Genomic DNA, 24,912 nt, shown 5'->3' with positions numbered 1-24,912 from the left:
CCGGTTGCGATAAAACGCGCGTACCGGGAACGCCGTAGCCGCGACGGATCGGGGCTACACCCTTCGGAGGTAACGATTCCGATTCAGAACACTCAAATCATGCCGCCAAGGAGCGCGCGGCGGCACTCTCTCCATAGGATCTGCGCGTGCTCACAGGGCACTTGGCACTGGTTTCGCGACTCTCCCACGTATCTCGTGTGGCGCATCTGACGCGCCTGCAAGGATGAGCCGCATCGGAGGGGACTTCTGTGTTTGCAAACTTCTCATCACCCACCGCGACCGGGCGGGGTATCACCGGTCGCCGAATAGCGGCCTCGGTCGCCACGGCCGGACTTCTGGTCCTGGGCTCCCTCGCCGGGGCCGGCAGCGCCGCAGCCGATGGGGGCGACGTCCACCACCAGGGTGGCGCGGTGGCCACGCTGGACGGCCTGAAGACGTACGACACCGCCCGGCTCACGACCGGCAACGGCCAGACCTCGGAGATCTCCGCGGGCCTGTTCGAGATGAGCGTGGAGGGCGGCGGCCGACTGCAGACGTACTGCATCGACATCCACAACCCCACCCAGAACAAGGCGAAGTACCTGGAGACCCCCTGGGGCCAGACCTCGCTCGGCAACAACAAGGACGCCGGGAAGATCCTCTGGATCCTCCGCAACTCCTACCCGCAGGTCGGTGACCTGAAGGCGCTGGCCGAGAAGTCGGGCGCCGGGCAGCTGAACGCCAAGACCGCCGCCGCCGGCACGCAGGTCGCCATCTGGCGTTTCTCGGACGGGGCGAAGGTCGAGGCGAAGAACAAGCGGGCCGAGAAGCTGGCGGACTGGCTCGAGGCCGAGGCCCAGAACCTCCAGGAGCCGAAGACCTCCCTGACGCTGGACCCGAACGCGGTCTCCGGCAAGGCGGGCAGCAAGATCGGGCCGGTGACGGTTCACACCGACGCCGAGAAGGTCTCCGTGGCCGCCAACTCCGACGCCACGGCGGCGGGGATCAAGGTGACCGACAAGGACGGCCAGCCCATCACCTCGGTCAACGACGGCACCGAGCTGTACTTCGACGTGCCGGCGGGCACGCCCGACGGCACCGCCTCGCTCACGGCCAAGGCCACCACGCAGGTCCCGGTCGGCCGGGCGTTCGCGAGCCCCAGCAAGAGCCAGACCCAGATCCTGGCCGGCTCGACCGAGTCCACGATCAGCGCGGACGCGACCGTGAACTGGGCCTCGAAGGGCGCCATCCCCTCGGTCACCGCTGAGAAGAACTGCTCCGCGAACGGCATCGACGTCAAGGTCAGCAACGACGGCGACGCCCCGTTCACCTTCAAGCTCGGCGACGCCGAGCACACGGTCCCGGCCGGCGAGACCAAGACCGTGACGGTCCCGGTCGGCGAGGACGAGGCGTACGACATCACCGTCACCGGCCCCGACGGCTTCTCGGAGCGTTTCCAGGGCGTCCTGGACTGCGAGACCCAGGGCACTCCTGCCCCGAGCACCGGTGGCAGCGGCGGGACCCCTCCCACCAGCCCGGCCCCCACGCCCGGTGACACCGACGGCGGCGCCACCGGAGAGACGACCGGCGGCACCACCGGCGACACCACTGGCGGCACCACCGGAGAGACGACCGGCGACAAGACCGGCGGCACCACCGGCGGCGGCGACCTCGCCGAGACCGGCAGCTCCAGTGCAACGCCCCTGATCGCCGGCCTGGCGGTGGCCCTCGTGGCCGCAGGCGGTGCGGCGCTGTTCCTGCTGCGCAGGAAGAAGGCCGCGGGTCAGTAACCTGCGGAAGTTCGTGGACGGGCCCGGCACGCATGTGCCGGGCCCGTCGGCGTCCGGCCCTCGGAGTTCACGACAGGACCTGGCCAGGACGGGCGCCGTGGGCGGCCTCGACCGGGGTACGGACCAGGGAGCAGGCCCCCTGGCATGTCCCGTGGCATATTCCGGGCGGGCAAGATACTCCTTCCCCTCGCGCCCTGTCCTGGTTTCCGGCAACTCTCGGAATCAGTTCCGTCACTCCCGGTAGACCTTTCCTCCATGAGCGCTTGGCTGAAAGACGAAACGACCCTGCAGGCCGGCGGAGCCGCGGCCCACGCCGTCGACATCTTCGCCCTGCTGCGGGACCAGACCGGGGCGCAGGCCGCCCAGGTGACCGCCGCGGGTGCCGCCTGGCTGGCGGGCGCCTCCGCCTACCCGCGCTCCACGCTCGCGCAGTGGGAGGAGCGCCCGTCCTCGCCCGGGGTGCTCCCCTGCGGCACCCAGTTCGACGTCGTCAACGTGCCCGCGCTGTTCGGGCGGCGGATGCTGGAGCGGCTCTGGGCCGAGGGGCCCGGCACCGGTCCGGTCGCCGTGCACCGGGGGCGGATGCTGCTCTTCGCCTCCCCCGGCACGGCCCAGCGGCTGCCCTCGCTGCTGGCCTGGGAGGAGTGGGGGGCGGGCGGCGGCGCTCCGCGCGGCGAGGTGCCCCCGCTGCTCTGTCACGGCACCGGCGACGCCGTCACCGTACCGCCGCTGACCTGCGTATCCGGTGGTTCGGGGCCGCGGTGGCTGGTGGCACCCGACACCCGGACCCCCTGGCTGCCGGGGCCCGATGTGCTGCTGTGGGCGTGTGTGCGGGTGAGCCGGTCGGCGGCCTCCCGCCAGGAGTCGCACGGCTCGGGGCAGACCTCCCACGGGTCCGGGCATTCGATTTTTCCTCGGGCGGATCAGGGTGCTAATGTCTACGACGTCAGCAGGCGCCGTTAGCTCAGTTGGTTAGAGCAGCTGACTCTTAATCAGCGGGTCCGGGGTTCGAGTCCCTGACGGCGCACCGACGGAAGAAGCCCCTCGCGGAAGCGGGGGGCTTCTTCGTGTTCCGTGACGTAAGAGGATGTGCGCTGGCGTACACGGCTCAGACGCCGGTGGTGACCCGGACCGTCCAGGAGCCGGACGGCGTACGGTCCGCGACCTCCACGCGGGTGCGCTCCCCCGGCACGGTGTAGGTCTCGCCCTCCGCGAGCGGGGCGTCCGCGAGCGGCGGGTAGACCGAGCGGTCCCAGCAGGCGCCGGTCTCCGGGTGGGTGTCCACCACCTCGACCGGGCCGCCGCCGGAGGCCGTACCGGACCGGACCTTGTAGATCAGGATGCCTTCGGTGCAGGTCCCCTCGTCGTTGCCGGTGGCGCTGCGGGCCTCGATGGCGAGCACGCTGTCCTCCCCGGTCCGTACGACGGCGAGCCGGGTGCCGATGGACCCGCCGGGCACGGGGGCGGCGGCGACCGGCTCCAGGGTGAGGTCGGCGGAGCCCTGGACACAGACGACCTGGGCGCCGTCCAGCCAGCCGAGCTTCCACTTGTGCCAGCCGAAGAGGTCGGGGGCCAGGCCGAACTGGCTGCCCATGACGTCCCAGTCGCCCACGTAGGTGTCCCAGTCGCCCTTGCCGTCGGTGGGCCGGTGGTAGAGGTCGGCCAGGTCGAAGACGTGCCCGGTCTCGTGAGCGAGGACGTTGCGGTCGGGCGGGTGCTGTTCGAAGACGGTGACCACGCGCCGGATGTCCGTCCCGTCGGCGCGCAGCGGCCGCTCGAAGTTGACGACCTTCGTGGCGTCGGAGTCCACGCCCGGGGCATCCGGGTCGGCCACCAGATAGACGATGTCGTACGCCGAGAAGTCGATGTCCTCGTCGGCGGCGGCGATCGCGTCGCGGAGGTAGGCGGTCCGCTTCTCGGCGTCCCAGTCGCGCTCTATGCCGTACCAGGTGGAGGCACGCGGCATCGGCGTCCAGCTCCGCTGCGGGTGCGGGCGGAGGGTGAACCGGCCGTAGCTGGCGCGCTCGAAGAAGCGGGTGGTGGCGGGGAAGTGGTCGGCGGTGAGGAGTTCGGGGGTGAGCCGGGGCTCGGAGTCCGGGAAGGAGAGGAAGATCATCACCGCGTCGAGGCTGCGGTCGGGACGGGGGTAGGCCCCGTTCCAGCTGTCCAGGCCCAGCGAGTGGTGGGCCGCGGTCCTGGGGAGCGCGCACGGGGTCGCGTCGCGTACGGCAGCCGCGGCGGGACCGGCGACGAGCGAGGTGGCGGCGAGCGCCAGCAGGGAAGTCAGGGCGGCCGCAAGACTGCGCACACTCAGCCGCTCCGCTCCCCCGGGTCCGGGCTCACGCTGCACATCGACCTCCGGGTGGGGAACGCGGTACGTCCCGTCCACCCTGTTCCGGTTCGTGGCGATGCGCCCTGTTGTGCTGCCCCACACGGGTCACAGGGGTCACAGGAGTCGCAGGACCGGCACCCGGAAGCGCTCCACCCCAGACCTTCACGGAATGTCACCGCCGGTCGGATCGGCGACTCGATACAACAGAAGCGCTCAGAAACCATCAGGACCGGGCAAAGCGGAACGGCGCAGACCAGCCGTTCGCGCAACCCGTGGCCGGATGCGAGCTGGAACGCCCGATGCGCCACCCTCTATGCTTCACCACGCTTTCCCGCGTGGATCGGGCCCCTTCACGGGTTCACCACCCGGTGCCCTGTCCGACCCCACCTGTTCACGACAACCTTCACAGCGGGAGCGAGCGGTGAGCGGAACCTCCGAAGGGCCCAGGGCCCCGGCAGGCACATCCCCGGACGCCGTGGACACGACGGTCACGGAGCGTCATACGGAACGACCCCCGGCGCGCCCCGCGACCCGGCCCGCCCAGCCGCAGGTGTCGGCACAGCCACTGGCATCGGCATCGGCATCGGCATCGGCATCGGCACAGGATTCCCGGAGCGCGGCGGACGCCGCCGCGACCGAGCTGCGCGACCACCGGGCCGCCTTCAACGCCGCCACCCTCCCCATGGCCGTCGTGGACGGCCGGGGCCATGTCGTCCGGGCCAACGACCCCCTCGGCGCCCTCCTCGGCACCACGGCCGGGGCGCTGGCGGACCGTCAGGCGTGTGAGCTGGTCGACCTGGCCTCCGACGACCGCACCTGGCTCGCCTACCGCGAGGTGCTCCAGGGCCGCCGCTCCCGGTTCCGCTGCACCCGCCGCCTCAAACACCCCGACGGGCGCACCCTGTGGGCCGAGGTCACCGTCGTACCGATGACGGGCACATCGGCGGCCGAGCCCGCGCGGGTGCTGCTGACGGTGGCCGACGTCAGCGACCGGCGCGAACTCCAGGACCGGCTGCGCCACCTCCAGATGCACGACCCGGTGACCCGGCTGCCCAACCGGACCCTGTTCTTCGAGCGACTCTCGGTGGCCCTGGAGACCCCGCCGTACCAGGACGACTCGATGCTCCCCCGGCACGGCCGGATCGGGCTCTGCTATCTGGACCTGGACGGCTTCAAGGCCATCAACGACACCCTGGGCCACCGGATCGGGGACCGGCTGCTGGCCGCCGTCGCCGGGCGGCTCAACGACTGCGCCGAGAGCGACGCGAGCCGCAACCCGGGCGGCAGCCGGCTGGTGGCGCGCATGGGCGGCGACGAGTTCGCGATCCTGGTGGAGGACTCCGGCGGGACGGAGGCGCTGACCGAGCTGGCCCGCTCGGTCCTGGCCGCCCTCCAGCACCCCTTCGACCTGGCCGGGCAGCGGCTCTCGGTCTCCGCCTCGATCGGGGTGGTGGAGCGGCCGGTGGCGGGCACCTCCCCCACCGGTCTGATGCAGGCCGCCGACACCACGCTCTACTGGGCGAAGGCCGACGGGCGGGCCCGCTGGACCCTCTTCGACCCCGAGCGCAACGCCCACCGCATGACCCGCCAGGCCCTCTCCTCCACGCTCCGGCCCGCCGTGGAGCGCGGCGAGTTCACGCTGGAGTACCAGCCGCTCGTCGGGATGGCGGACGGGGTGGTGCGCGGGGTGGAGGCGCTGGTGCGCTGGAACCACCCCCAGTTCGGCGTGCTCTCGCCGAATCGGTTCGTCGGGATCGCGGAGGAGGACGGCTCGATCGTCCAGCTCGGCCGGTGGGTCCTGCGCACCGCGTGCCGCCAGGCGCGCCGCTGGCAGCTCGACCACCCGGACGAGCCCGCGCTCTTCATCAGCGTCAATGTCGCCGTACGCCAGGTCTGGGACTCCGACCTGGTGGCGGACGTGGCGCAGATCCTCAACGAGACCGGCCTGGACCCCGGGCTGCTCCAGCTGGAGCTGACCGAGTCGGCGGTGATGGGCTCCGGCGGCCGCCCGCTGAGAGCCCTCCAGGCGCTGAGCGACATGGGCGTACGGATCGCCATCGACGACTTCGGCACCGGCTACTCGAACCTCGCCTACCTCAGCCGTCTGCCCGTCTCCGTACTGAAGCTGGACGGGGCGTTCGTGAAGGGTTTCCGGTACGAGGACGGTACGCATCCGAGCCCGGCCGACGAGACGATCGTGGAGGCGATGGTGCAACTGGCCCACCGTCTGGGCCTGACCGTCACCGCGGAGTGCGTGGAGACGGCCGGGCAGGCGGAGCGGCTGCGCCGGATCGGCTGCGACACCGGGCAGGGGTGGCTGTACTCCCGGGCGGTGGCGCCGGAGCTGATCGCGGCGCTGATCACGGCCCGGCCGGGGGCCGAAGAGGCCTAGGGCCTGCCGTCAAACTGCCGTCGCACGGCAGGCGGCAGTTTGACGACAGGCCCTAGGCGCGCGGCAGACCGTACGCGATCGGCCCCGGGGCCCAGGCATCGGACGGTCCGTACGCGATCGGCCCCAGGCTTCAGACCCAGGGCCTCAGTCGGCGCGCGGCAGCCCGTACGCGTCCGCGATCAGCTCGTAGCTGCGCAGCCGCGCCTCGCCGCCGTGGGCGTTGGCGGTGATCATCAGCTCGTCGGCGCCGGTGCGCTTGGCCAGGTCGTCCAGGCCGGTACGGACCTCGTCGGCGGTGCCGTGGACGACGTCGGCGAGCCAGCCGTCGACGAACTCCCGCTCCATCGGGGAGAAGTCGTACGCGGCCGCCTCCTCCGGGCTCGGGATCAGCCCGGGCCGCCCGGTGCGCAGCCGGACCATGGACAGGGCCCCGGTCAGCACCTGGCGGCGGGCCTCGGCCTCCTCGTCGGCGGCCAGCGCGGAGACGCCGATCAGGGCGTACGGGGCGTCCAGCACGGCCGAGGGCCGGAAGGAGCTGCGGTACAGGTCCAGCGCCGGGATCGTGTTCCGCGCCGAGAAGTGGTGGGCGAAGGCGAACGGCAGCCCGAGCGTGCCCGCCAGCCGGGCGCTGAAGCCGGAGGAGCCGAGCAGCCAGACGGGCGGCCGGTGCGCGGACTGCACCCCGCCGGGGGCGGTCGCCTGGACCGGGCCGGGCACGGCGTGGATACGGGCGTACGGGTGTCCGTCGGGGAAGTCGTCGTCCAGGAACCGGATCAGCTCGCTCAGCTGCTGCGGAAAGTCCTCCGCCCCTTCGTTGAGCCGGTCGCTGCGGCGCAGGGCGGCGGCCGTCGCGCCGTCCGTGCCGGGGGCCCGGCCAAGGCCGAGGTCGATGCGGCCGGGGGCCATCGCCTCCAGGGTGCCGAACTGTTCCGCGATCACCAGCGGGGCGTGGTTGGGCAGCATGACGCCGCCCGAGCCGAGCCGGATGCGGTCGGTGTGGGCGGCGATGTGGGCGAGGAGCACCGCCGGGGAGGAGGAGGCGACCCCGGGCATGGAGTGGTGCTCGGCGACCCAGTAGCGGTGGAAGCCCCGGCCTTCGGCCAGCTTGGCGATCTCGACGCCGGTCCGCAGGGCCTGGGAGGCGGTGCGGCCCTGGCCCACGGTCACCAGGTCGAGCACGGAGAGCGGTACGGGGGCGGTGCCCGCCGCCGTACCCCGGATTCCGTCACCGTCCGTCCGGAGGGTGCCCGGCTCGCCCGTCCCGTCGCCGTCCGTCCGGTCGCCCTGGTTCTCGTTCACGTGTCGGCCCTCTCCCGGTGATGCTGGTCGTCATACGTCCGCGTAACGGAGGCGTACAACAGGAGGATGGCTCCGCTTATTCCGGAGCCCTCCTCGGGAGACCGGCCGCGGCCTACTCCCGGACCTCGATGCCCTTCGGTTCCGCAGCACCCGGGACCGGCCGACGGGCGGCGAAGAGGGTGCCGAGCGTCGGGGCCCAGACCCTGCGGTCGGTCAGCCGCAGCCCCTCCCAGACCGTCACCTGGTTCGCCGTGAGGACCGGCTTCCCGACCGCCTCCTCCAGCTCCGGGATGTACGCGGCCGTGTGCAGGGCCGCGTCCGGGAGCAGCAGCACCTCGGCGTCCGGGTGGTCGGCGGCGAGCGCCAGCTCCTTGACCCGGCCGGCCTCCCACCCGGCGATCTCGGCGGCCGTGGCGACGCCCGCACTGTGGGCGGCCACCACCTCGGCACCGCCGGCCACCAGGAACTCCGTGAGGAGCACCGTGACGTCCTCCGGCCAGGCGGCGGCGACCGCGACCCGGTCGGCGCCCAGCTCCCGTACGGCGTGGACGAAGCCGAAGGCGGTGCTGGAGGCGGGCAGGCCCGCGCTCCGGGCGAGGGTGGCGATCTGGTTGTGGGCGCCCGCCCAGCCGTAGACGAAGCTGCCGGCGGGGCTCGCCTGGACGAGCGCCTCCGCACCCGCCAGGCGCAGCTCGTCGACGCCTTCGGAGAGCCGGTCGGGGGCACCGGCCTCCAGCAGGGCGCCCGGCCGGAAGGTGTCCTCGTCGGCCTCGGTGGAGAACAGCGGCAGCCGGATGTCCGTGTCGAGCGTGATCTCGATCCGCGGGAAGTCGTCCTCGGCGGCGTGGCCCGGGTAGAGCAGTCCTACGGCGGTCATGGTCACCCTTCCTTCGCGCGTCTTCGCATCGGCCGCGGAAACCCACTGGTGCCCCTCCCTCCATCAAGTATTCCCCGGGTGGGCCGACGGCGGAGGGTGGGCGGCACACCAGGCGACGCGCGGGCGGGACACCGGCAGCGGGCACGGGTGGGGCACAGCCCGGACACCGGCAGCGGGCACAGCCGGACACCGGGCGACACGCGGCCCGGACACGAGCGGCGCGCGGCCGGGACACCGGCAGCGGGCCGTGTTGACGGGGGCGGGCGCTGCTGCGAGCGTGGGGGGCGCGGAGATCATGATCACGCCTGCACCCACGGCGACCTGCGATGTTGCGGAGTGATGAGCCACCGATGCCGGTACCCGTCGTTCTCGTCCTCGATGCCGACCCGCCCCCGCGCCTCGGCCGGCTGACCGGCCGGGCCCGGATCGTGCGCACCGGCCCGGCGGACCTCGCCGCCCGGCTGCCGGCGGCCGATGTGCTGCTGGTGTGGGACTTCGCCTCCGACGCCGTACGGGAGGCCTGGCCCGGCCCGGGGGCTCGGCCGGGGTGGGTGCACACGGCGAGCACGGGGGTGGACCGGCTGCTCTGCCCGGAGCTGGTGGCCTCCGGCACCGTGGTCACCAACGCGCGGGGCGTCTTCGAGCGGCCGATCGCGGAGTACGTGGCCGGGCTGGTGCTGGCCTTCGCCAAGGACCTGCCCACCACCCTCGCCCTCCAGCGGGAGCATCGCTGGCACCACCGGGAGGGCCGGCAGGTGGCCGGATCGCGGGCGGTGGTCGTCGGCGCGGGCCCCATCGGGCGGGAGATCACCCGGCTGCTGCACGGCCTGGGCGTCCAGGTGGCGCTCGTGGGCCGGAGCGCCCGGCGCACCATCCACGGCATCGGGGACCTGGGCCCGCTGGCGGCCCGGGCGGACTGGGTGATCTCGGCGGTGCCGCTGACCCCGGCCACGTACGGCATGTTCGACACCCGCTTCTTCGGTCTGCTCCAGCCCTCGGCCCACTTCATCAACGTGGGCCGGGGGGCGAGCGTGGTGGAGGCGGATCTCGTGGCCGCCCTGAACCGCCGCTGGCTGGCGGGGGCCGCGCTCGACGTGTTCGCGGACGAACCCCTGGGCGCGGAGAGCCCGTTGTGGGAGGCGCCGGGACTGTTGGTCTCGCCGCATCTGAGCGGGGACACGGTCGGCTGGCGGGACCGGCTGGGCGAGCAGTTCGTGGACATGTACGAACTATGGGTAGATGGTGAGCCGTTGCCCAATGTGGTGGACAAGGAACGGGGTTACGTCCCGTCCGAGGACCTCGCCACCGACAACTCGGTTTCCACGGAGGGCACTTCCCCTGACTGAGCCCGTCACCGACCGCCCTCACCAGGCCACGGGAAGGTCTCCTTCCGGCCACCGTTCGGTTACAGGCTCCGGCTTCCTGCATAGACGCACGGGATCGGGCAGGCGCTCACCCTGTCCGGACTGTTCGACCTCCAGGAGACCGCGAACCATGGCTGACTTTCCTCACCTTTCCCGCCGGGGCTTTCTCAATCGATCGGCGGCCGTGGGTGGCCTGTTGGTCGTTCCCGGCCTCCTGACCGCCTGCAGCAAGACCGACGCGGGGGCCGCCACCGGCGCGGGCGCGCTCGACAAGCTGCGGGAGCAGGGGTTCGTCCGGGTGGCGTACGCCAATGAGGCGCCGTACGGATACATGGAGGGCAAGGAGCTGAAGGGCGAGGCGCCGACGCTGCACCGGGAGATATTCAAGGCCCTGGGCGTGGACGAGCTGAAGCCGACGCTCTCCGAGTGGGACGGGCTCATCCCGGGGCTCCAGGCGGGGAAGTACGACGTGGTCAGCGCGGGGATGGCGATCACCCCGGAGCGCTGCGGCAACGCGATCTTCTCCGAGCCGGAGTTCATCTCCCCGACCGCGCTGATGGTCCGGAAGGGCAACCCGAAGAACATCACCGACCTGGCCTCCGCCAAGGAGGCCGGGATCACCGTCGGCGTCATGTCCGGTGCGGTGGAGGGCGGTTACGCCAAGGGGGCGGGCATCCCCGAGGAGAAGATCAAGACCTTGCAGAAGCCGCAGGACGGGGCCGACGCGGTCAAGGGCGGGCGGGTCGACGCGTTCCTGCTCACCGGGATCTCGCTGCGCTGGCTGGCGAAGACCAACCCGGACACCGAGGTGACCGAGCCGTTCGTGCCGCAGGTCGACGGCAAAGCGCAGTTCTCCCCCGGCGGCGCGGTGTTCCGCAAGGGCAACGAGGATCTGCGGGACTCCTTCAACCGCGAGCTGAAGAAGATCGTCTCCGACAGCTCGCGCTATGTGCAGCTGCTGGAGCCGTACGGATTCGGAAAGTCGGAGATCCCGCCGGAGGACCTGAAGACCGCCGACCTGTGCAAGGGCTGACGGGACGGGCGGGTGCGCACGTATGAGTGACTTCTTCTCCCTTCTCGTCGAGGAGTTCCCCCAGATCCGCTCCGGGCTGTGGGTGACGCTCCAGGCCACGGCCCTGGGCGCGCTGCTGGCCCTGGTGCTGGCCTTCGCGCTCGGGCTGGCCGCGGGCAGCCGGCTGCTCCTGGTCCGCGGGGTCTCCCGGGTGGTCGTGGAGTTCTTCCGGGGCACCTCCCTCTACATCCAGCTGTTCTGGCTCTACTACGCGATGCCGCTGGTGACCGGCTACGAACTCACCCCGGTGATCTGCGGAGTGGTCGCCTTCGGCCTCAACTTCGGTGCGTACGGCGCCGAAGTCGTGCGCGGTGCCGTCAACTCCGTACCGCGCGCGCAGTACGAGGCGGCCATCGCGCTCAACCTCAGCCCGTTCAGGCGGCTGTGGAAGGTGATCCTGCCGCAGGCCTGGGTGCAGATGATCCCGAGCTTCACCAATCTGCTGATCCAGCTGCTGAAGGCGACCCCGCTGCTGTGGCTGATCTCGGCCGCCGATCTGATGACGGTGATCCAGACACTGCGCGACCGCACCGGTGAGACCCTCACCGCCTATCTGACCCTGCTGGCCGCCTACTTCGTGCTGGCCTACGCGCTGACGATGCTGATGAACCTGCTGGAGCGGAGCGCCAAACGGCGGCTCGGCCTGGAGACGGGCGCCACCAGCCTCTTCAAGAGCCGCAGCACGTCGACGGCCACCGTGGGAGGTGCCCGGTGAACGGTTTCGACTGGAACGCCGTCAGGGAGTCCCTGCCCGACCTGCTGAACGGATTCAGGATCACCCTGCTCGCCACCGTGCTCGGCACCCTGGTGGCCGCCGTGCTGGGGCTGGCCGTCGCGGTGGCCCAACGCGCGCCCAGCAGATTCGTGACGGTCCCGGTGCGGGCGGTCATGGAGTTCGTCCGCTCCACCCCGCTGCTGGTCCAACTGGTGGGCGCGGCGGCCCTGTTCAGCTCGGTGGAGCCGCTGTACATCGGGATCGCAGTGCTGGGCGTGCACTACGCCGCGTACACCTCGGAGGTCTACCGGGCCGGGATCGACGGCGTACCGAAGGGGCAGTGGGAGGCGTGCCGCGCGCTGTCGCTGTCGCCCCGGCGCACCTGGCAGGCCGTGATCCTGCCGCAGGCGGTGCGCAATGTGCTCCCCGCCCTCGGGAACTACGCGATCTCGATGTTCAAGGAGACCCCGTTCCTCGCCGTGATCACGGTGCAGGAGATGGTCTTCGAGGCCCGGAAGTACGGGGCCGACCACTTCGCGTACACCGAGGTCTTCACCCTCGCCGGCCTGATCTTCCTGGTCGCGAGCTACCCCACGTCGCTGCTGATGAGAAAGCTGGAGAAGCGCCTTGGCCACTGAACCCCTCCCCCTGAAGAAGACGGAGGCCCCGGCCCCCGAGGACGCGGTCCCCGCGGCCGGGAGCACGGACGGGCCGCTGGTCCGCTTCGACAAGGTGGTCAAGCGCTACGGCGACCATGTGGTCCTGGACCAGCTGGACTTCACCGTCGAGCGCGGCGAGCACGTCACCCTGATCGGGCCCAGCGGCTCGGGCAAGACCACGATCCTGCGGCTGCTGATGACGCTGGAGAAGGTCAGCGACGGGGTGATCTGGGTGAACGGCTCCCCGCTCTCCCACGTCCGCACCCCGGACGGCGGGCTGAAGCCGGCCGGTGAGAAGCAGCTGCGGGAGTCCCGGAAGAAGATCGGGATGGTCTTCCAGCAGTTCAACCTCTTCCCCAACATGAAGGTGCTCCAGAACATCACCGAGGCGCCGATCAGCGTGCTCGGCAAGGAGCGCGAGGAGGCGGAGGCCCGCGCCCGGGAGCTGCTGGAGCTGGTGGGGCTCTCCGGCAAGGTCGACGCGCACCCCTCCCAGCTCTCCGGCGGCCAGCAGCAGCGGGTGGCGATCGCGCGGGCGCTGGCGATGGAGCCGGAGATCCTGCTGCTGGACGAGGTGACCTCCGCGCTCGACCCGGAGCTGGTGGCCGGGGTGCTGGAGCTGCTCGGGGACATCGCCCGCAACACCGACATCACCATGCTCTGCGTGACCCACGAGATGAACTTCGCCCGGGACGTCTCGGAGAAGGTGCTGATGTTCGACGCGGGCCGGGTCGTGGAGTCCGGGGCCCCGGAGAAAATCTTCTCCGACCCGTCGCACGAACGTACGCGCGAGTTTCTCAACGCGGTTCTGTGACCTCGCACTTGAGCCACCGCTCATGCCTTTGGCATATGCCGCACGGATGCGCCCCAGTTGACGGGGCCGGGGCGCACCTACTCGCTTGTCAACTGCCACCCCGAAACCGGGGCACGGCGGCTATCGTGGGGCCGAAGCTTGCGGTCACAACCTTTTAGGGGGACACCGTGGCGTTGAAGCCCGAGCCGACCGCACCGTTCCACTCGGTGCAGTACGCCCTGCGCGTGCTGGAGTCGGTCTCCCGGCACGGCAACGGTGTGACCGATGCCCAGATCTCCCGCGAGACGGGCCTGCCGCCCGGCCACCTCGCTCCCCTGCTGCTGACGCTGCGCCGCGAGGGGTATGTCGAGCAGGTCAGCGACGGCGCGTACGTCATAGGGGCCTCGCTGCTGCTCCTCGGCTCGGGCGCGGCCCGCCGCCAGGCCCTGGAGGGGCGGCTCCGGCACGCCCTGGACCAGCTGCGCGACTCGGTCGGCGCCGCCGTCTACCTCAGCCGGTACGTGGACGGCGAGGTCAGCGTGGTCCAGGTCTCCGACGGGCCGCTCACCCCGGCGGTGAACGAGTGGGTGGACTTCCGCTCCTCCGCGCACGCCAGCGCGGTCGGCAAGTGCCTGCTGGGCCAGCTCGACCACGCGGGGCGGCGCGACCACTTCTCCCGGCACCGGATCGCCCGGCTCACCTCGCGGACGATCACCAGCGAGAAGGCCCTCCTGGCCAAGCTGGAGGCGCAGCCCGCGACGGTTCCGGTGCTGGATCTCCAGGAGTACGCGGTGGGCACCGTCTGCGCGGCGGTCCCGCTGACGGCCGGGGCCACCGCCGGCTGCCTGGCCCTGTCGCTCCCGGTCGAGGACGCCCACCGGCTCCGCGAGGCGGCCGACACCCTGAACCGGCGCGCGGCCCCGGTGCTGCTGTCGCTGGCACTGTAGGACCTGGGGCCCCCGGGCCCGGGAGGCGCTTCGGGAGGGGCGAGCGGCGGGGTGTCATCAGCACCCCTCCGGACCAGGTATTATTTTCGAGTCAGCAGGCGCCGTTAGCTCAGTTGGTTAGAGCAGCTGACTCTTAATCAGCGGGTCCGGGGTTCGAGTCCCTGACGGCGCACGACACGCCTGTGGGCGGTCTCCCTCGCGGAGACCGCCCACAGTGCTGTTTCCGGCCCGGTTCAGCAGCCGCCCACCGCAACGGCGGCCCCGGCTCAGGGCCGCCGTGTCGAGCCACAGCGGAAATGCAAGGTGTGCTCTCAGGTGCGCCGTATGGGGCTACGGGCTACCTGCCCCGCCTCAGAACTTGACGTCCGAGCACGCGTAGAACGCGTTGGTGGTGTCCGCGACGTTCCAGACGGCCAGGATGATGTGCTTGCCGGTCTTCTGGGTGGGGATCGTGCCCTGGTGGGTCAGCGTGGCCGGCGGCTGCTGGCTCCCGTAGGGCACGGTCATGAAGGGCTGCGATTCGAGCGCGGCCCGGGTGAGCGGCTTGGTGGAGTCCCAGCCGTTCTTGGTGATGTAGTAGCGGAAGTCGCTCGTCCGGTGGCGAGCGGTGAACTGCCAGCGGAAGCTGTAGCCCTGCCCGCCGGTGACCTGGGTGGCGGGCCAGTTGCCGCCGCGCGGGTCGTCGAGCTGGGCGAACTGCCCGTTGCCGCCGGAGCAGATCTTGCCGTCGGCGGGACCCGAGGCCGGGAAGCCCTTGGGCCCCTCGACGCTCTGCGGCTCCCACTGGATGTTGCCGCAGCCGGTGACCGTGCCGTTGGCACACAGTTTCTGGCGGCTGATGGGGGAGTCCGTGTAGCCGTGGCTGCTGGCGCTGGTGGTCGCGAGGACGGAGACGCCTGCTATCGCCAGGCCGATCACGGCTGCGCTTGCCTTTTTCCGCATTGCTGTCGCTCCTCTAGAACGTGGGGGAGGTTCCTGAGCACTGCTCGACATGCTGCGCGCACTTGGTGCGTGGTGGGTGGGTACTGCGGTCTAGACCAAGTCTTAGATTATTGACGCTTCATGAACATGTCCAGACCAATAAGCATCGAATTCCGGAGCGCCGGAAGGGGCCCGGAGTGATCTCTCCGGGCCCCTTCCACCACGTACGATCCGCTCGCGGTGCGCTCAGGCGCCGTCCCCTCCGGCGCTGCGGCCGGTGTAGAAGGCAACCGTCAAGTCCTTGACCAGCGCTTTACGTTCGTAGTCGTCCAGCTCGACGATGCCGCGCGTGGTCAGCCGGTTGACGGTGTCGTCGACCGCGTCCACCACCGAAGTCAGCACGCTGTCACGGTGCTTGGCGTCGATGGCGGCAATCCGCCGCCGCTGCATCGCCGCCGCCACCTCGGGGGCGTACTCGATGCCGGTGGGCTGCGCCGAGTAGACCTCGACCCCGACCGGCTCGCAATCCGCCTTCAGCATCCGGGTCAGCGCGTCTCCAACCGCCTCCGCGTCACGGAGAGTCGGGGCGTCCTCGTGAAAGGCGTCGGCGGGGAGTTGGGAGAGGACCCGGGCCATGGCCGACTCGACCTGCGCGCTCAGATACGCCTCGTGGTCCTCGATCCCGAGGGCGGCGCGCACGGTGTCCTTGATCCGCCAGACCACCAGGACGACCACGCGCAGCGCGGTGCCGTTGGCGTCGACCGCGGGGAGCGGTTCGCTGCGCCAGTGCCGCAGGCGTACGTCGACGCGGCGGCGCAGCAGGAGCGGCGAGACCCAGACGAGGCCGGTGCGGCGGACGGTCCCCCGGTAGTCCCCGAAGAGCGTCAGCACCCAGGCATGGCCGACCCGGCCCCGGCCGAGGCCGCCGAGGGCGAGCACGACGGCGGTGACCAGGAGGGCGAGACCGGCCCAGACCCCGGCGCCGATGCCCTCGTACGGGCGGGGGGCCAGCCCCACGGCGCTCTGCACGGCGGCGGGCAGGGCACCCCGCCACCACAGGAGCGCCAGGCCGCCGAGGAGCCCGGCGGCTCCGGTGAGCAGGGCGGCGTACCCGGAGAGGGCGGGACCGGGCCGCTCGGCGAGGCGGGGGTCGGCCAGGGGTGCGGGCCGGGTGGGCGGCTCGACCCGGGGGTGCGGGGAGCGGGGGCGGGGGTGCGGTCGGTGGGGGCGGGGGCGGTGTGCGTGGCCTGGCGGGCCACGGTGGTGGGGAGGGCGGTGGGTTCGGTACGCCGGGGGGCGTCGTCGTCGCGGAAGAGCAGGTGTACGGGGATGGCCGCGGTGGTCTCCCCGGCGATGACCGAGTGGCGTCGGGGGTGGGGTGGAGGCTGGGGGGCCGGTACGGAGAGGGAGGGCGTGGGGGCGGGGGCGCCCTTGGCGCCGGGGGCCTTGTCCGTGTCCTGGGCCTCGGCCCCGGTCTCGGCCCTGGTCCCGGTCTCGGCCCTGCCCTGGTCCGTCTGCGCGGCGGGGGCGGGGGTCGGGCGGGGCCCTGCCTCTTCCCCGTACGCCGGGAGCGGGGTCCACTCCGCCGAGGGTTCCGTCCTCGGACGCCGGACGGGCGGGAAGTGCCCGAGGCCCTCCGTACGCGTCGAACCACTGCCGGGCCGGAAGTGCGGCCGGTCCACCGACTCCGGGACCTTCGCCTCCCCCTGCTCCAGGTGCAGGCTCCGGCCCGGGTGCTCCAGGCTCACCGGCGCGAGGGGGGCGTCCGGGGCTCCGGCCGGGCGCGGGTCGGGGTCGGGGGCGGAATCGCGGGCCGGGGCCTGGGCTGCCTCGCCCGTAACCCGTAGGTCAGGGGCCGGGGCCACCTGGCCCGTCGCCCCCGGGTCCGCCTGCCCCGCCGGCTCCGGGCTTGAGCCCCTGCCCGGGCGCGCGTCGAGGTCAGGGCCGGGGCCCAGGTACCGGCCCTGACCGCCGCCCGCCCCCGTCCGGCTCGGCGTCGGGTCCAGGCCCACGAACAGATCCAGGTCAGGAACCGAGGTCGGAGTCGGGTCCGGGGCCCGGTCGGGGGCCCGGTCCGGGGCCGGAGCCGAGGTGGGGTCCGGGGCCAGGTCTCGAGCCGGGTCCGGGGCCGAGGTCGGAGCCTGGGCCGAGCCCGGAGCCAGAGCCCAGTCCGGAGCCAGGGCCGAGGCCGAAGCCGGAGCTGAGGCCGAGTCCAGCACCGGGGCCGGAGCGCCCGAGCCCTCCCCCATCGGTCTCGGGTCCAGGTCCAGGAGCGGGCCCCGGCCGGTCACCGAGGCCCCTGCCTCCACCGGCCCCACGTCGGAGCCCAGGTCCAGGTCCAGGAGCGGGCCCCGGTCGGTCGCCGAGGCCCCTGCCTCCGTCGGCCCCGCATCGGAGCAGAGGTCCGGGTCCAGGTCCAGCAGCGGTCCCGGGGCCGGGGTCGTCACCGGCGTCCCCTCCCCCGCCCCGTCCCGCTCCTCCCTCGGGCGGAACAGGGGTGGCGGGGTCGATGCGGGGGGCTGGTGCAGGGCCACTCCGTCCACCAGGGGCATCGGGGTCTCGCCGCGAGGGGCGAAGCGGTCGTGGTCGGTCGGGGGGTGGGGGTTCTGGTCTGGGGTCACCGGTTCCCTGTTCCTTTCCGTCATCCGTCGGGTCATCGGGTCCGTCGGGCCTCGAAGGCCCGGGGGCCAGGAGGCCCAGGGCCTCAGCGGGTCCGGGGCCATGGCCTCGCGGCCTCAGGCGAAGAGTCGGCGCCAGGTCTCCGGCCCCGGGTAGCCGTCGGCCGCGCTGCCGCGCCAGCCCTGGGCGCGCTGGAACGCCTCGACGTTGCGCCGGTCCGCCTCGGTCCAGCGGGGGTCGGGACCCGACACGTAGTGCTTGCCGTATCCCTTCTTCATCAACTGTCTGCCGAGCCGGTCGACATGGCTGTTGGACTGACCCGGCTGGAAATAGCCGCGCCCGGGGAAGGCCACCGAGGTGTTCGGGCTGCCGCCCGTGGCGGCGGGCGGGATGTCGCGGCCGGTGCCCGTGGTCAGCAGCCGCCAGGTGTCCGGGCCGGGGATGCCGTCCGCCTCCGCGCCCTTCCACCCCTGGGCCTGCTGGAAGGCCTGCGTGGCCCGCCGGTCGGCCGCGCTCCACACCGGGCCGGGCCCGATCTCGTAGAACCGCTTGCCGCCGCGTTCGACCAGCATCTCGCCGAGCCGGGTGACATGGGCGTTGTTCGCGCCGGGACCGAACTGGCCGGCGCCGGGGAAGGCCGTACCGGACCCCGAGCCGGGGTTGCCGGCGCTGAGGCCCTTGTAGCGGTAGGCGATGTAGCGGTCGGAGTTGTTCCAGTACGCCATGGGCGTGGACTGCTTCCGCGTCTGCGGGCGCGCCTGCTCGTAGGCGATGTAGTGGGTGCGCCGGTAGTCGGTCCAGCCGCCGAAGATCGTGACGTGGGAGCCCTTGGAGGGGTCGGCCGGGTTGTGGAAGAGGAGCATGTCGCCGGGCTGGAGGTCGGCGCGGGCGATCCGGGTCGCGTAGTTCGCGAGGCTGCCGGTCCACTCGTTGGTGCCGAGGTTCCAGGCCATCGAGACATAGCCGGAGCAGTCCTGGCGGTACCCGTCCGACCAGTACTTCTCCATGCTGTACGGGACCTTCGCGGCGACCCACTTCTTGGCCCGGTTGATGATCTCGGCCCGGGTGGTCTTCGCCAGGACAGCGTTGTCGGACGGCGGCCCGGAGGCGCCGCCCCCCTTCAGCGGGCCGGTCTCGCCCTGCGGGGTGGCCGGGACGGGGTCGGGCTCCTCGTCGGCCCGGGGCACCCCCGCGGTGGGCCCGGCGGCGGCCGCGGCGCCGGTGGCACCGCAGGAGAGGACCACCCCGGCGGCGGTGGCCAGGACGAGGGCGCGGCGGGCGCCGTGCGCGGCGGGGTGGCCGCCGTACCGAACGGCGACGGCCCGGGCGGCGGTCCGCCGCTGTACGGCGCACCCCGCACAGGTGCAGTCGATGGCGGGTTCGTACTCCTCGAAGACCGGCACAGTCATGCGATTCCCCTCCGCACTCGTCACTCGTCAAGATCTTTGGGCGCAGCTGCGACGGAGGTGAGCGTCTCAACTCTCCCGACATAAGGCATTTTGACGGACCAATGAGAAAAAACGACCATCTGACGTGGCGTGGCGGCAGGTAAATGGTCCGGAGCACCCTCCGGCGTCGGGTAGAGTTCTCCAGGTCAGCAGGCGCCGTTAGCTCAGTTGGTTAGAGCAGCTGACTCTTAATCAGCGGGTCCGGGGTTCGAGTCCCTGACGGCGCACGCACCATCAAGGCCCCCTCACCACAAGTGAGGGGGCCTTGATCATTCCCTGCCCCAGGGTCGATGAACCGACATTCAACCAACGCACAGCGACATCAGAAGTGCGGAGCGTCACGAATCGGCCCGGGGGAGGCTACGGGGCGCATATCGCCACGTCTTCACGCCCCGCCACGGGCAAGGCCCGGATCAGTTCCCCCGGGTGCGGCCCTCCACCGTTCCGTGACCGGGGCGCTACTCGGTGGCGCGGGCCAGGCCGAGGGCGTACTCCGGCCACCAGTCGCCCGCCTTCGGGCCGCCCTTGCAGTCGCCGTCGGACTCGCCGGGGCGCTTGATCCAGAGGTAGGCGTCGACCTTCTCGTCGCCGGTGGCCGTGGTCGGAGGCTCGCCCAGGGCGCGGCCGGGCGGGTTGCACCAGGTCTCGGCCGGGTCGCCGCCCTCGTAGGGGCCGTTGCCGTTGCGGCTGGTGTCGATGACGAAGGGCTTGTCCCCGACCTTGGCCGAGAGCTTCTGGCCGAACTCCGTACTGACGGCCGTCGTCAGGAAGTTGGAGACGTTGAGCGAGAAGCCGTCCGCCTTCTCGATGCCCGCCCGCCGCAGCGGCTCGTGCAGCGCGTCCGGCGACTGCCAGGCCGCGTTGCCCGCGTCGATGTAGACCTGGGTGGCGGGCTGCCGCTTCAGCCGCTCGACGGCGGACCCGAGCAGGGCGTACCGCTCGTCGTGGTGCTCCTGCGGGGTGCAGCCGTCGACCAGGTGGAGCAGGGCGTCCGGCTCCAGGATCACGGTCGCCCGGCGGTCCCCGATGCCCCGCGCGACGCCGTCCACCCAGGCCCGGTAGGCGCCCGCGTCGGCGGCGCCGCCCCTGGAGAACTGGCCGCAGTCGCGGTGCGGGATGTTGTAGAGGACGAGCAGCGCGTACCGGTCGGCCTGCGCGGCCGCATCGGTGACCCGCCGCACCTCGCCCTCGGGGTCGTCGGGGCCGATCCACTCGCCCATCGGCTGCTCGGCGATCTTCCGGATCAGGTCGGCCTTCTCCCGGTCGCCGTCCTTCTCGTACGCGGCGACCTGACGGGCCGCGCTGCCCTGGGGGTTCACCCAGTACGGGTCCTTCTCCTCGGGCTGCTGGCCGATGGCCGGGGCGCCCTCGGAGCCGCCGCCGTCACCGCCCGCGCAGCCGGTGAGGAGGAGGGCGGCGCAGACCGCCGCCGCCGTACCGGCCGACCTGATGAGACCGGTGTGACTGCCGTACATCCGCTCCCCTGGGGTGCACCGCCCTGCCCTGTATGTACTGCCTGCTGCCGGGCCGGGCTCTCTTTTCGGGCCATCCTGGCACAACGGTCCGTCCCGCGCGGTCACACAGAGGCACCGGGTTCCGGACATCCTGTTCGAAACCGGTGCCTCCGGGGTACCCGTCCCCCTACAGTGGCGGCAGAGATCGACCCCGTACCGCACCGACCTCCCGTACCGCGCCGGGCAACTCCCGCGGCCCGGTGCACGCGGTCGAGGCCGGCCCGGTGAGCAGCCCTGCGACGGGCGTGCTCACCGGGCCGGGTGTCCTGCCGGGCGTCGCACGGCAGGCGGCAGTTTGACGACAGGCCCTAGGCCGTGTCCCGGGTCCCCGTGAGGTAGGCCGAGACCACGACGTTCGCGCTGTACGAGCGGGTCTTCGTGTCGTACGTCCCGCCGCAGGTGATCAGCCGCAGCTCCGCCCGCCCGGCGACGCGGGGCCCGTACGCCTTCCCGGCGTCGAAGCGTTCGCGGGTGACGACCTGGACGTCGTCCACGGTGAACTCGGCGACGCTGCCGTCGTCCCGGACCACCTCGACCTTCTCGCCCGGCTTCACCGTGCTGAGCCCGTAGAAGACGGCGGGCTCGGTCTCGGTGTCGACGTGGCCGACCAGCAGGGCCGCTCCCTCGGCGCCGGGCCGGGTGCCCTTGCCGTACCAGCCGGCCGTCTGCGGCAGGTCGTACGGCGGTGGGTCGATGGCCCCGTCCTTGTCCAGGCCGCGCCGGACGACCGGGGCGTCGATTCCGACCGAGGGGACCTGCACACTGCGCGGGGCCACGCCTTCGACGGGTTCGTGCGCCGGGGGCAGCGGGGCGCCGAGCGGGCGGCCGACGGCGGCGACATCGCCGGTGGTCGGCGCGGACATCCCGCCGGACGCGTCGCGTCCCCAGAGCCAGAGACCGAGCAGGAGCACGGCCCAGGCCACTCCGGTGAGCAGCCGCCCGGTGCCTGCCGGGCGGGCGGGGGCGGACATGTCAGTCCGTGGCCGCGGCGCGGCGGCGGCGCGAGGTGCGCAGGGCAACGGCCACGGAGGCGACGGAGGCGAGGACGAGACCGATCACCGCGTGCCGGACGCCGGGGCCCTCGGACTCGGCTCCCCGCTCGGCGAGGGTGGCGGTGCCTCCGCCGCCGGCCTTGACGGGGGCGACGGGCGAGGGGCGGGTGTGGTGGATGACGGTGAGGGTGCCGGTGGCCTTGCCCTTGCCGTTCTCGCACGTCACCCAGACGTCGTAGGTGCCGGGTCCGGCATCGGAGCGGATGGTGGCCTCGGCGTAGATTCCCTTGTCGTCGGCCGGGCGGAAGTGGGCGACCGAGGCGAAGGCGTCGGAGTTGCCCTTGGCCGACCGGCCCTTGCCGCAGGCGTCGGTCCAGAGTTCCACCTGCCCGCCGGGGGCGATCGTGGACGGGGTGACCGAGAGGGTGGAGCCCCTGCGGTCGTCGTCACCGGCACGGGCGGCCGGGGATGCCTGGGCGGCGGGTATCGGCAGGGCTATGAGCGCGGCCGCCGCTGCGGCACAGAACGTGATGGGCGCTGAACGCATCGTGAACCTCCTAGGGGAAGGTTCACGCCTGGCCCGGCGGCCCGCATCCGCAGTCCTCCATTCGGGCGACGGAGGGAGGGTTGCGGATGCGGTTCCCGCAGGTGAGGCGCGGTGTGGCCGGTTACGGCCGGTCGGCCTGGTCCGGCAGGTCGATGAGGTCCACCAAGTTCGCGATGGAGTCGACGACGTGGGACGGCCGGAACGGGTAGCGGTCGATGTCCGCGGTGCCCGTGAGGCCGGTGAGGACCAGGAACGTCTGCATCCCCGCCTCCAGCCCGGCCAGCACGTCGGTGTCCATCCGGTCACCGATCATGGCGCTGGTCTCGGAGTGGGCGCCGATCGCGTTGAGCCCGGTCCGCATCATCAGCGGGTTGGGCTTGCCCGCGAAGTACGGCTCCTTGCCGGTCGCCTTGGTGATCAGCGCGGCGACCGAACCGGTGGCGGGCAGCGGGCCCTCGGCGGACGGCCCGGTCTCGTCGGGGTTGGTGCAGATGAAGCGGGCGCCGCCGTTGATGAGCCGGATCGCCTTGGTGAGCGCCTCGAAGCTGTACGTACGGGTCTCGCCGAGCACCACGTAGTCCGGGGCGTGGTCGGTGAGGACGTACCCGATGTCGTGCAGCGCGGTGGTGAGCCCGGCCTCGCCGATGACGTACGCCGTGCCGCCGGGGCGCTGGTCGTCCAGGAACTGGGCGGTGGCGAGGGCGGAGGTCCAGATGTTCTCGACGGGCACGTCCAGGCCCATGCGGTTGAGCCGGGCGTGCAGGTCGCGCGCGGTGTAGATGGAGTTGTTGGTGAGGACGAGGAAGGGGAGCCCGGAATCCCGCAGCCGCTTGATGAAGGCGTCGGCGCCGGGGATCGGGGTGCCCTCGTGGATGAGGACGCCGTCCATGTCGGTGAGCCAGGAAGTGATCGGCTTGCGATCTGCCATGTGCGGGGACTCCTGCCATGCGTGCTGCGTGCTGGGGGTGCCCGGACCACGCCGTCCCGGCACCCCCAGCATAATTAGCCGACGCTGATCTTGACCCCGTCGATCACCCAGTACCAGTTGTTGCTGCCGGTGTAGTGGAACCGGAAGCTCACGTTGGTCGCCCCGGCCGGGACGGCGAGGTTCAGCGACTGCGGCTGGGAGATGACCTCGGTGGTGTAGGTGCGCACGACGGTCGGGGTGCCGCCGTTCCAGGAGGCCAGAACACGGGCGGTCTGGCTGCCCTCCGGGCGGTAGAGGGTGGTGAAGTCCAGCGTCACGGAGGACTTGCCGCCGACCGCGTACGCCGGGGTGACCAGCGTCGAGTCGAACCGGCCCGACGATGCCTTGTCGTCCCACTCGTCGGAGTCGGCCACCGCGAAGATCCCGCGCGCGCGGACGTTCAGCTCACGGGACTGGTCGCGCTGGGTGCGGCTCCAGAACTCGTCGGTGGCGAAGGCCCAGCCGCGCCACTCGGCCACTCCCCCGGTGCCCATCGCGGAGTTGATGACCGACCAGCCGCTGGGCGCGGTGTGGGTCCAGCCGAGCACCCCGGCCGGGATGCCGGTCTCGTCGGCCCGGCCGGCGAGTGACGGGTACAGGGCCTCGAAGGGGTCGGTGGAGCGCTCCTGGATCGGCTTGCCGTCCAGGCCCCAGGCGGGGTCGGGGACGATGCCGAGCTGCTTGAAGACGGTGGCGGCGACATCGACGAGCCGGGTGTCTCCCGGGGTGGCACCGGCGGCGATGCCGGGGCCCTGGGCGAGGACGAAGGTGCGCCGCTCCTCGATGGAACTGCCACCGTGGCCACCGGCGTTGGTGTGTCCGTGGTCGGTGGCGACGATGACCGTCCACCGCTCGGTGGAGTGGCTCGGGCGGGCCTTGATCGCGGCGAGGAAGCGGCCCAGGTAGCCGTCGACGGTGTCGATCGCGGCGCGGTACTGGGCGTGGGCCGCGCCGAGGTTGTGGCCGACGATGTCGACCTGGCCGAGGTAGGCGAAGACGACGTCCGGGTTCTGGTGGCGCAGGACCGACTCGGTGTCGGCGGCGATGGTGGCGTCGTGGCCGGTGTAGCCGTCGCGGTCGCCGTCGAGGACGAGCTTGGCGTCGGCGCCCGCGGTGACGGTGCCCTGGGCGTCCAGGGGCTTCCAGTCGACGGCCGCGTAGGTGGAGAGTTCGGGGCGGACCTGGGCGAGGCGGGCGAGGAAGCCGGGGTAGCGCGTGTAGTTCTTGCCGGCGAAGGAGTTGTCCTTCACCCCGTGCTTGTCGGGCCAGACACCGGTGGAGATCGTCGACCAGCCGGGGCCGGAGGAGGTGGCGGCCATGGGGTTGGCGTACAGCAGCGAGGTGCCGTACGTGCCGTTCACCATCATCCCCTTGAGGTGGGGGGCGTTGGCGGCGGCGATGACGTCGTGGCGCAGGCCGTCGATGCCGACGACGAGCACCTTGTCCTTGCTGGTGCCGTTGGGGAGCGTGGGCGGAGCGGCGTACGCGGTGGCGGCGGTGGCGAGGGGGCCGACGGCGGCGACGGTGGCCGCGGCGGCGGTGGTGGCGAGCACGGAGCGCCGGGAGACGGTTCGGGACACGTGATCCTCCAGAGGGGGACGGTGACACGGGGGTTGGTGCGGGGGCTTGCTGCAACTCGCTTCTGGACCAGACCCGTTACCTTTGCGAGACAAATGGGCGGAGTC

Annotated in this window: 21 protein-coding genes and 3 tRNA genes; 12 read left to right on the top strand and 12 right to left on the bottom strand. The window is 72.1% G+C overall.

Annotation, left to right across the window (positions count from 1 at the left end):
- Window positions 1-248 precede the first annotated feature (248 nt).
- From DJ476_RS22715 to DJ476_RS22705, 3 genes are all read left to right on the top strand, one after another.
- Entirely contained in the window at window positions 249-1,769 is a 1,521-nt protein-coding gene (locus DJ476_RS22715; protein ID WP_162638770.1) for a Cys-Gln thioester bond-forming surface protein, read from the top strand.
- Between the two features lie 255 nt (window positions 1,770-2,024).
- The gene (locus tag DJ476_RS22710) at window positions 2,025-2,732 is read left to right on the top strand and encodes a bifunctional DNA primase/polymerase (RefSeq protein WP_070201327.1); all 708 of its coding nucleotides are present in this window, start codon (window positions 2,025-2,027) and stop codon (window positions 2,730-2,732) included.
- Window positions 2,723-2,796 (top strand) — tRNA-Lys (locus tag DJ476_RS22705). Before DJ476_RS22710 ends, DJ476_RS22705 begins: the two co-directional genes overlap by 10 nt.
- An 81-nt stretch (window positions 2,797-2,877) precedes the next feature.
- Here DJ476_RS22705 and DJ476_RS22700 read toward each other — a convergent pair.
- The gene (locus DJ476_RS22700; RefSeq protein WP_112492592.1) at window positions 2,878-4,119 is read right to left on the bottom strand and encodes a M6 family metalloprotease domain-containing protein; all 1,242 of its coding nucleotides are present in this window, start codon (window positions 4,117-4,119) and stop codon (window positions 2,878-2,880) included.
- A 403-nt stretch (window positions 4,120-4,522) separates the two neighbouring features.
- Between DJ476_RS22700 and DJ476_RS22695 the strand changes: the two genes are divergently transcribed.
- Window positions 4,523-6,493: a putative bifunctional diguanylate cyclase/phosphodiesterase gene (locus tag DJ476_RS22695; protein ID WP_112491397.1), complete on the top strand. Its 1,971-nt coding sequence runs from the start codon at window positions 4,523-4,525 to the stop codon at window positions 6,491-6,493.
- Between the two features lie 144 nt (window positions 6,494-6,637).
- Here DJ476_RS22695 and DJ476_RS22690 read toward each other — a convergent pair whose 3' ends face one another.
- Together DJ476_RS22690 and DJ476_RS22685 are read right to left on the bottom strand one after the other, a co-directional pair.
- Entirely contained in the window at window positions 6,638-7,792 is a 1,155-nt protein-coding gene (locus tag DJ476_RS22690; protein WP_103418235.1) for an LLM class flavin-dependent oxidoreductase, read from the bottom strand.
- Between the two features lie 112 nt (window positions 7,793-7,904).
- Complete coding sequence (locus tag DJ476_RS22685) at window positions 7,905-8,669, bottom strand: maleate cis-trans isomerase family protein (RefSeq protein WP_103418234.1); 765 nt, start codon at window positions 8,667-8,669, stop codon at window positions 7,905-7,907.
- A gap of 350 nt (window positions 8,670-9,019) precedes the next feature.
- On the opposite strand from DJ476_RS22685, the gene DJ476_RS22680 reads away from it, so the two are divergent.
- The 7 genes from DJ476_RS22680 to DJ476_RS22650 all read left to right on the top strand — a co-directional run bounded on the left by DJ476_RS22680 (window position 9,020) and on the right by DJ476_RS22650 (window position 14,391).
- Window positions 9,020-10,015 carry a D-2-hydroxyacid dehydrogenase gene (locus tag DJ476_RS22680; RefSeq protein ID WP_103418233.1) on the top strand — a complete coding sequence of 332 codons (996 nt, stop codon included), beginning with the start codon at window positions 9,020-9,022 and terminating at the stop codon, window positions 10,013-10,015.
- Between the two features lie 148 nt (window positions 10,016-10,163).
- A complete protein-coding gene (gene ehuB / locus DJ476_RS22675) occupies window positions 10,164-11,066 on the top strand; it encodes an ectoine/hydroxyectoine ABC transporter substrate-binding protein EhuB (protein ID WP_103418232.1) in 903 nt (300 codons plus the stop codon).
- Window positions 11,067-11,088: 22 nt separating this feature from the next.
- The gene (gene ehuC / locus DJ476_RS22670) at window positions 11,089-11,820 is read left to right on the top strand and encodes an ectoine/hydroxyectoine ABC transporter permease subunit EhuC (RefSeq protein ID WP_103418231.1); all 732 of its coding nucleotides are present in this window, start codon (window positions 11,089-11,091) and stop codon (window positions 11,818-11,820) included.
- Entirely contained in the window at window positions 11,817-12,458 is a 642-nt protein-coding gene (gene ehuD, locus DJ476_RS22665; protein ID WP_070201334.1) for an ectoine/hydroxyectoine ABC transporter permease subunit EhuD, read from the top strand. The genes ehuC and ehuD overlap by 4 nt, the downstream gene beginning before the upstream one ends.
- Entirely contained in the window at window positions 12,448-13,293 is an 846-nt protein-coding gene (gene ehuA, locus DJ476_RS22660; RefSeq protein WP_112491396.1) for an ectoine/hydroxyectoine ABC transporter ATP-binding protein EhuA, read from the top strand. The genes ehuD and ehuA overlap by 11 nt, the downstream gene beginning before the upstream one ends.
- Window positions 13,294-13,460: 167 nt before the next feature.
- On the top strand, window positions 13,461-14,219 hold the full coding sequence (locus tag DJ476_RS22655; RefSeq protein WP_103418230.1) for an IclR family transcriptional regulator: 759 nt from the start codon (window positions 13,461-13,463) through the stop codon (window positions 14,217-14,219).
- A gap of 98 nt (window positions 14,220-14,317) precedes the next feature.
- Window positions 14,318-14,391: transfer RNA gene (locus DJ476_RS22650), tRNA-Lys, on the top strand.
- A 179-nt stretch (window positions 14,392-14,570) separates the two neighbouring features.
- Here DJ476_RS22650 and DJ476_RS22645 read toward each other — a convergent pair.
- The 4 genes from DJ476_RS22645 to DJ476_RS22635 all read right to left on the bottom strand — a co-directional run bounded on the left by DJ476_RS22645 (window position 14,571) and on the right by DJ476_RS22635 (window position 19,168).
- Window positions 14,571-15,161 (bottom strand): lytic polysaccharide monooxygenase auxiliary activity family 9 protein, encoded by a 591-nt coding sequence (locus DJ476_RS22645; protein ID WP_070201337.1) that lies wholly within the window; start codon window positions 15,159-15,161, stop codon window positions 14,571-14,573.
- Between the two features lie 225 nt (window positions 15,162-15,386).
- Window positions 15,387-16,031 (bottom strand): SPFH domain-containing protein, encoded by a 645-nt coding sequence (locus DJ476_RS35720; RefSeq protein ID WP_318294896.1) that lies wholly within the window; start codon window positions 16,029-16,031, stop codon window positions 15,387-15,389.
- Window positions 16,025-17,761, bottom strand: coding sequence for a hypothetical protein (locus DJ476_RS22640; RefSeq protein WP_318294768.1), 1,737 nt, complete (start codon window positions 17,759-17,761; stop codon window positions 16,025-16,027). The genes DJ476_RS35720 and DJ476_RS22640 overlap by 7 nt, the downstream gene beginning before the upstream one ends.
- A gap of 114 nt (window positions 17,762-17,875) precedes the next feature.
- Window positions 17,876-19,168 carry a peptidoglycan-binding protein gene (locus DJ476_RS22635; protein ID WP_112491395.1) on the bottom strand — a complete coding sequence of 431 codons (1,293 nt, stop codon included), beginning with the start codon at window positions 19,166-19,168 and terminating at the stop codon, window positions 17,876-17,878.
- A gap of 192 nt (window positions 19,169-19,360) precedes the next feature.
- Here DJ476_RS22635 and DJ476_RS22630 point away from each other — a divergent pair.
- Window positions 19,361-19,434: transfer RNA gene (locus DJ476_RS22630), tRNA-Lys, on the top strand.
- Window positions 19,435-19,665: 231 nt separating this feature from the next.
- Here the strand turns inward: DJ476_RS22630 and DJ476_RS22625 are convergent.
- From DJ476_RS22625 to DJ476_RS22605, 5 genes are all read right to left on the bottom strand, one after another.
- The gene (locus tag DJ476_RS22625) at window positions 19,666-20,682 is read right to left on the bottom strand and encodes a glycoside hydrolase family 6 protein (RefSeq protein ID WP_112491394.1); all 1,017 of its coding nucleotides are present in this window, start codon (window positions 20,680-20,682) and stop codon (window positions 19,666-19,668) included.
- A gap of 347 nt (window positions 20,683-21,029) precedes the next feature.
- Window positions 21,030-21,692 carry a class F sortase gene (locus DJ476_RS22620; protein ID WP_103418226.1) on the bottom strand — a complete coding sequence of 221 codons (663 nt, stop codon included), beginning with the start codon at window positions 21,690-21,692 and terminating at the stop codon, window positions 21,030-21,032.
- Between the two features lies 1 nt (window position 21,693).
- Window positions 21,694-22,260 (bottom strand): hypothetical protein, encoded by a 567-nt coding sequence (locus DJ476_RS22615; RefSeq protein ID WP_103418225.1) that lies wholly within the window; start codon window positions 22,258-22,260, stop codon window positions 21,694-21,696.
- A 121-nt stretch (window positions 22,261-22,381) separates the two neighbouring features.
- Complete coding sequence (locus DJ476_RS22610) at window positions 22,382-23,188, bottom strand: HAD-IIA family hydrolase (RefSeq protein WP_103418224.1); 807 nt, start codon at window positions 23,186-23,188, stop codon at window positions 22,382-22,384.
- Between the two features lie 74 nt (window positions 23,189-23,262).
- Window positions 23,263-24,807 (bottom strand): alkaline phosphatase family protein, encoded by a 1,545-nt coding sequence (locus DJ476_RS22605; RefSeq protein ID WP_103418223.1) that lies wholly within the window; start codon window positions 24,805-24,807, stop codon window positions 23,263-23,265.
- Between the last annotated feature and the right edge of the window lie 105 nt (window positions 24,808-24,912).

Origin of the sequence: Streptomyces bacillaris (assembly GCF_003268675.1) — a bacterium.
GTDB lineage: Bacteria > Actinomycetota > Actinomycetes > Streptomycetales > Streptomycetaceae > Streptomyces > Streptomyces bacillaris.
This window is presented reverse-complemented; position numbering and strand designations above follow the sequence as displayed.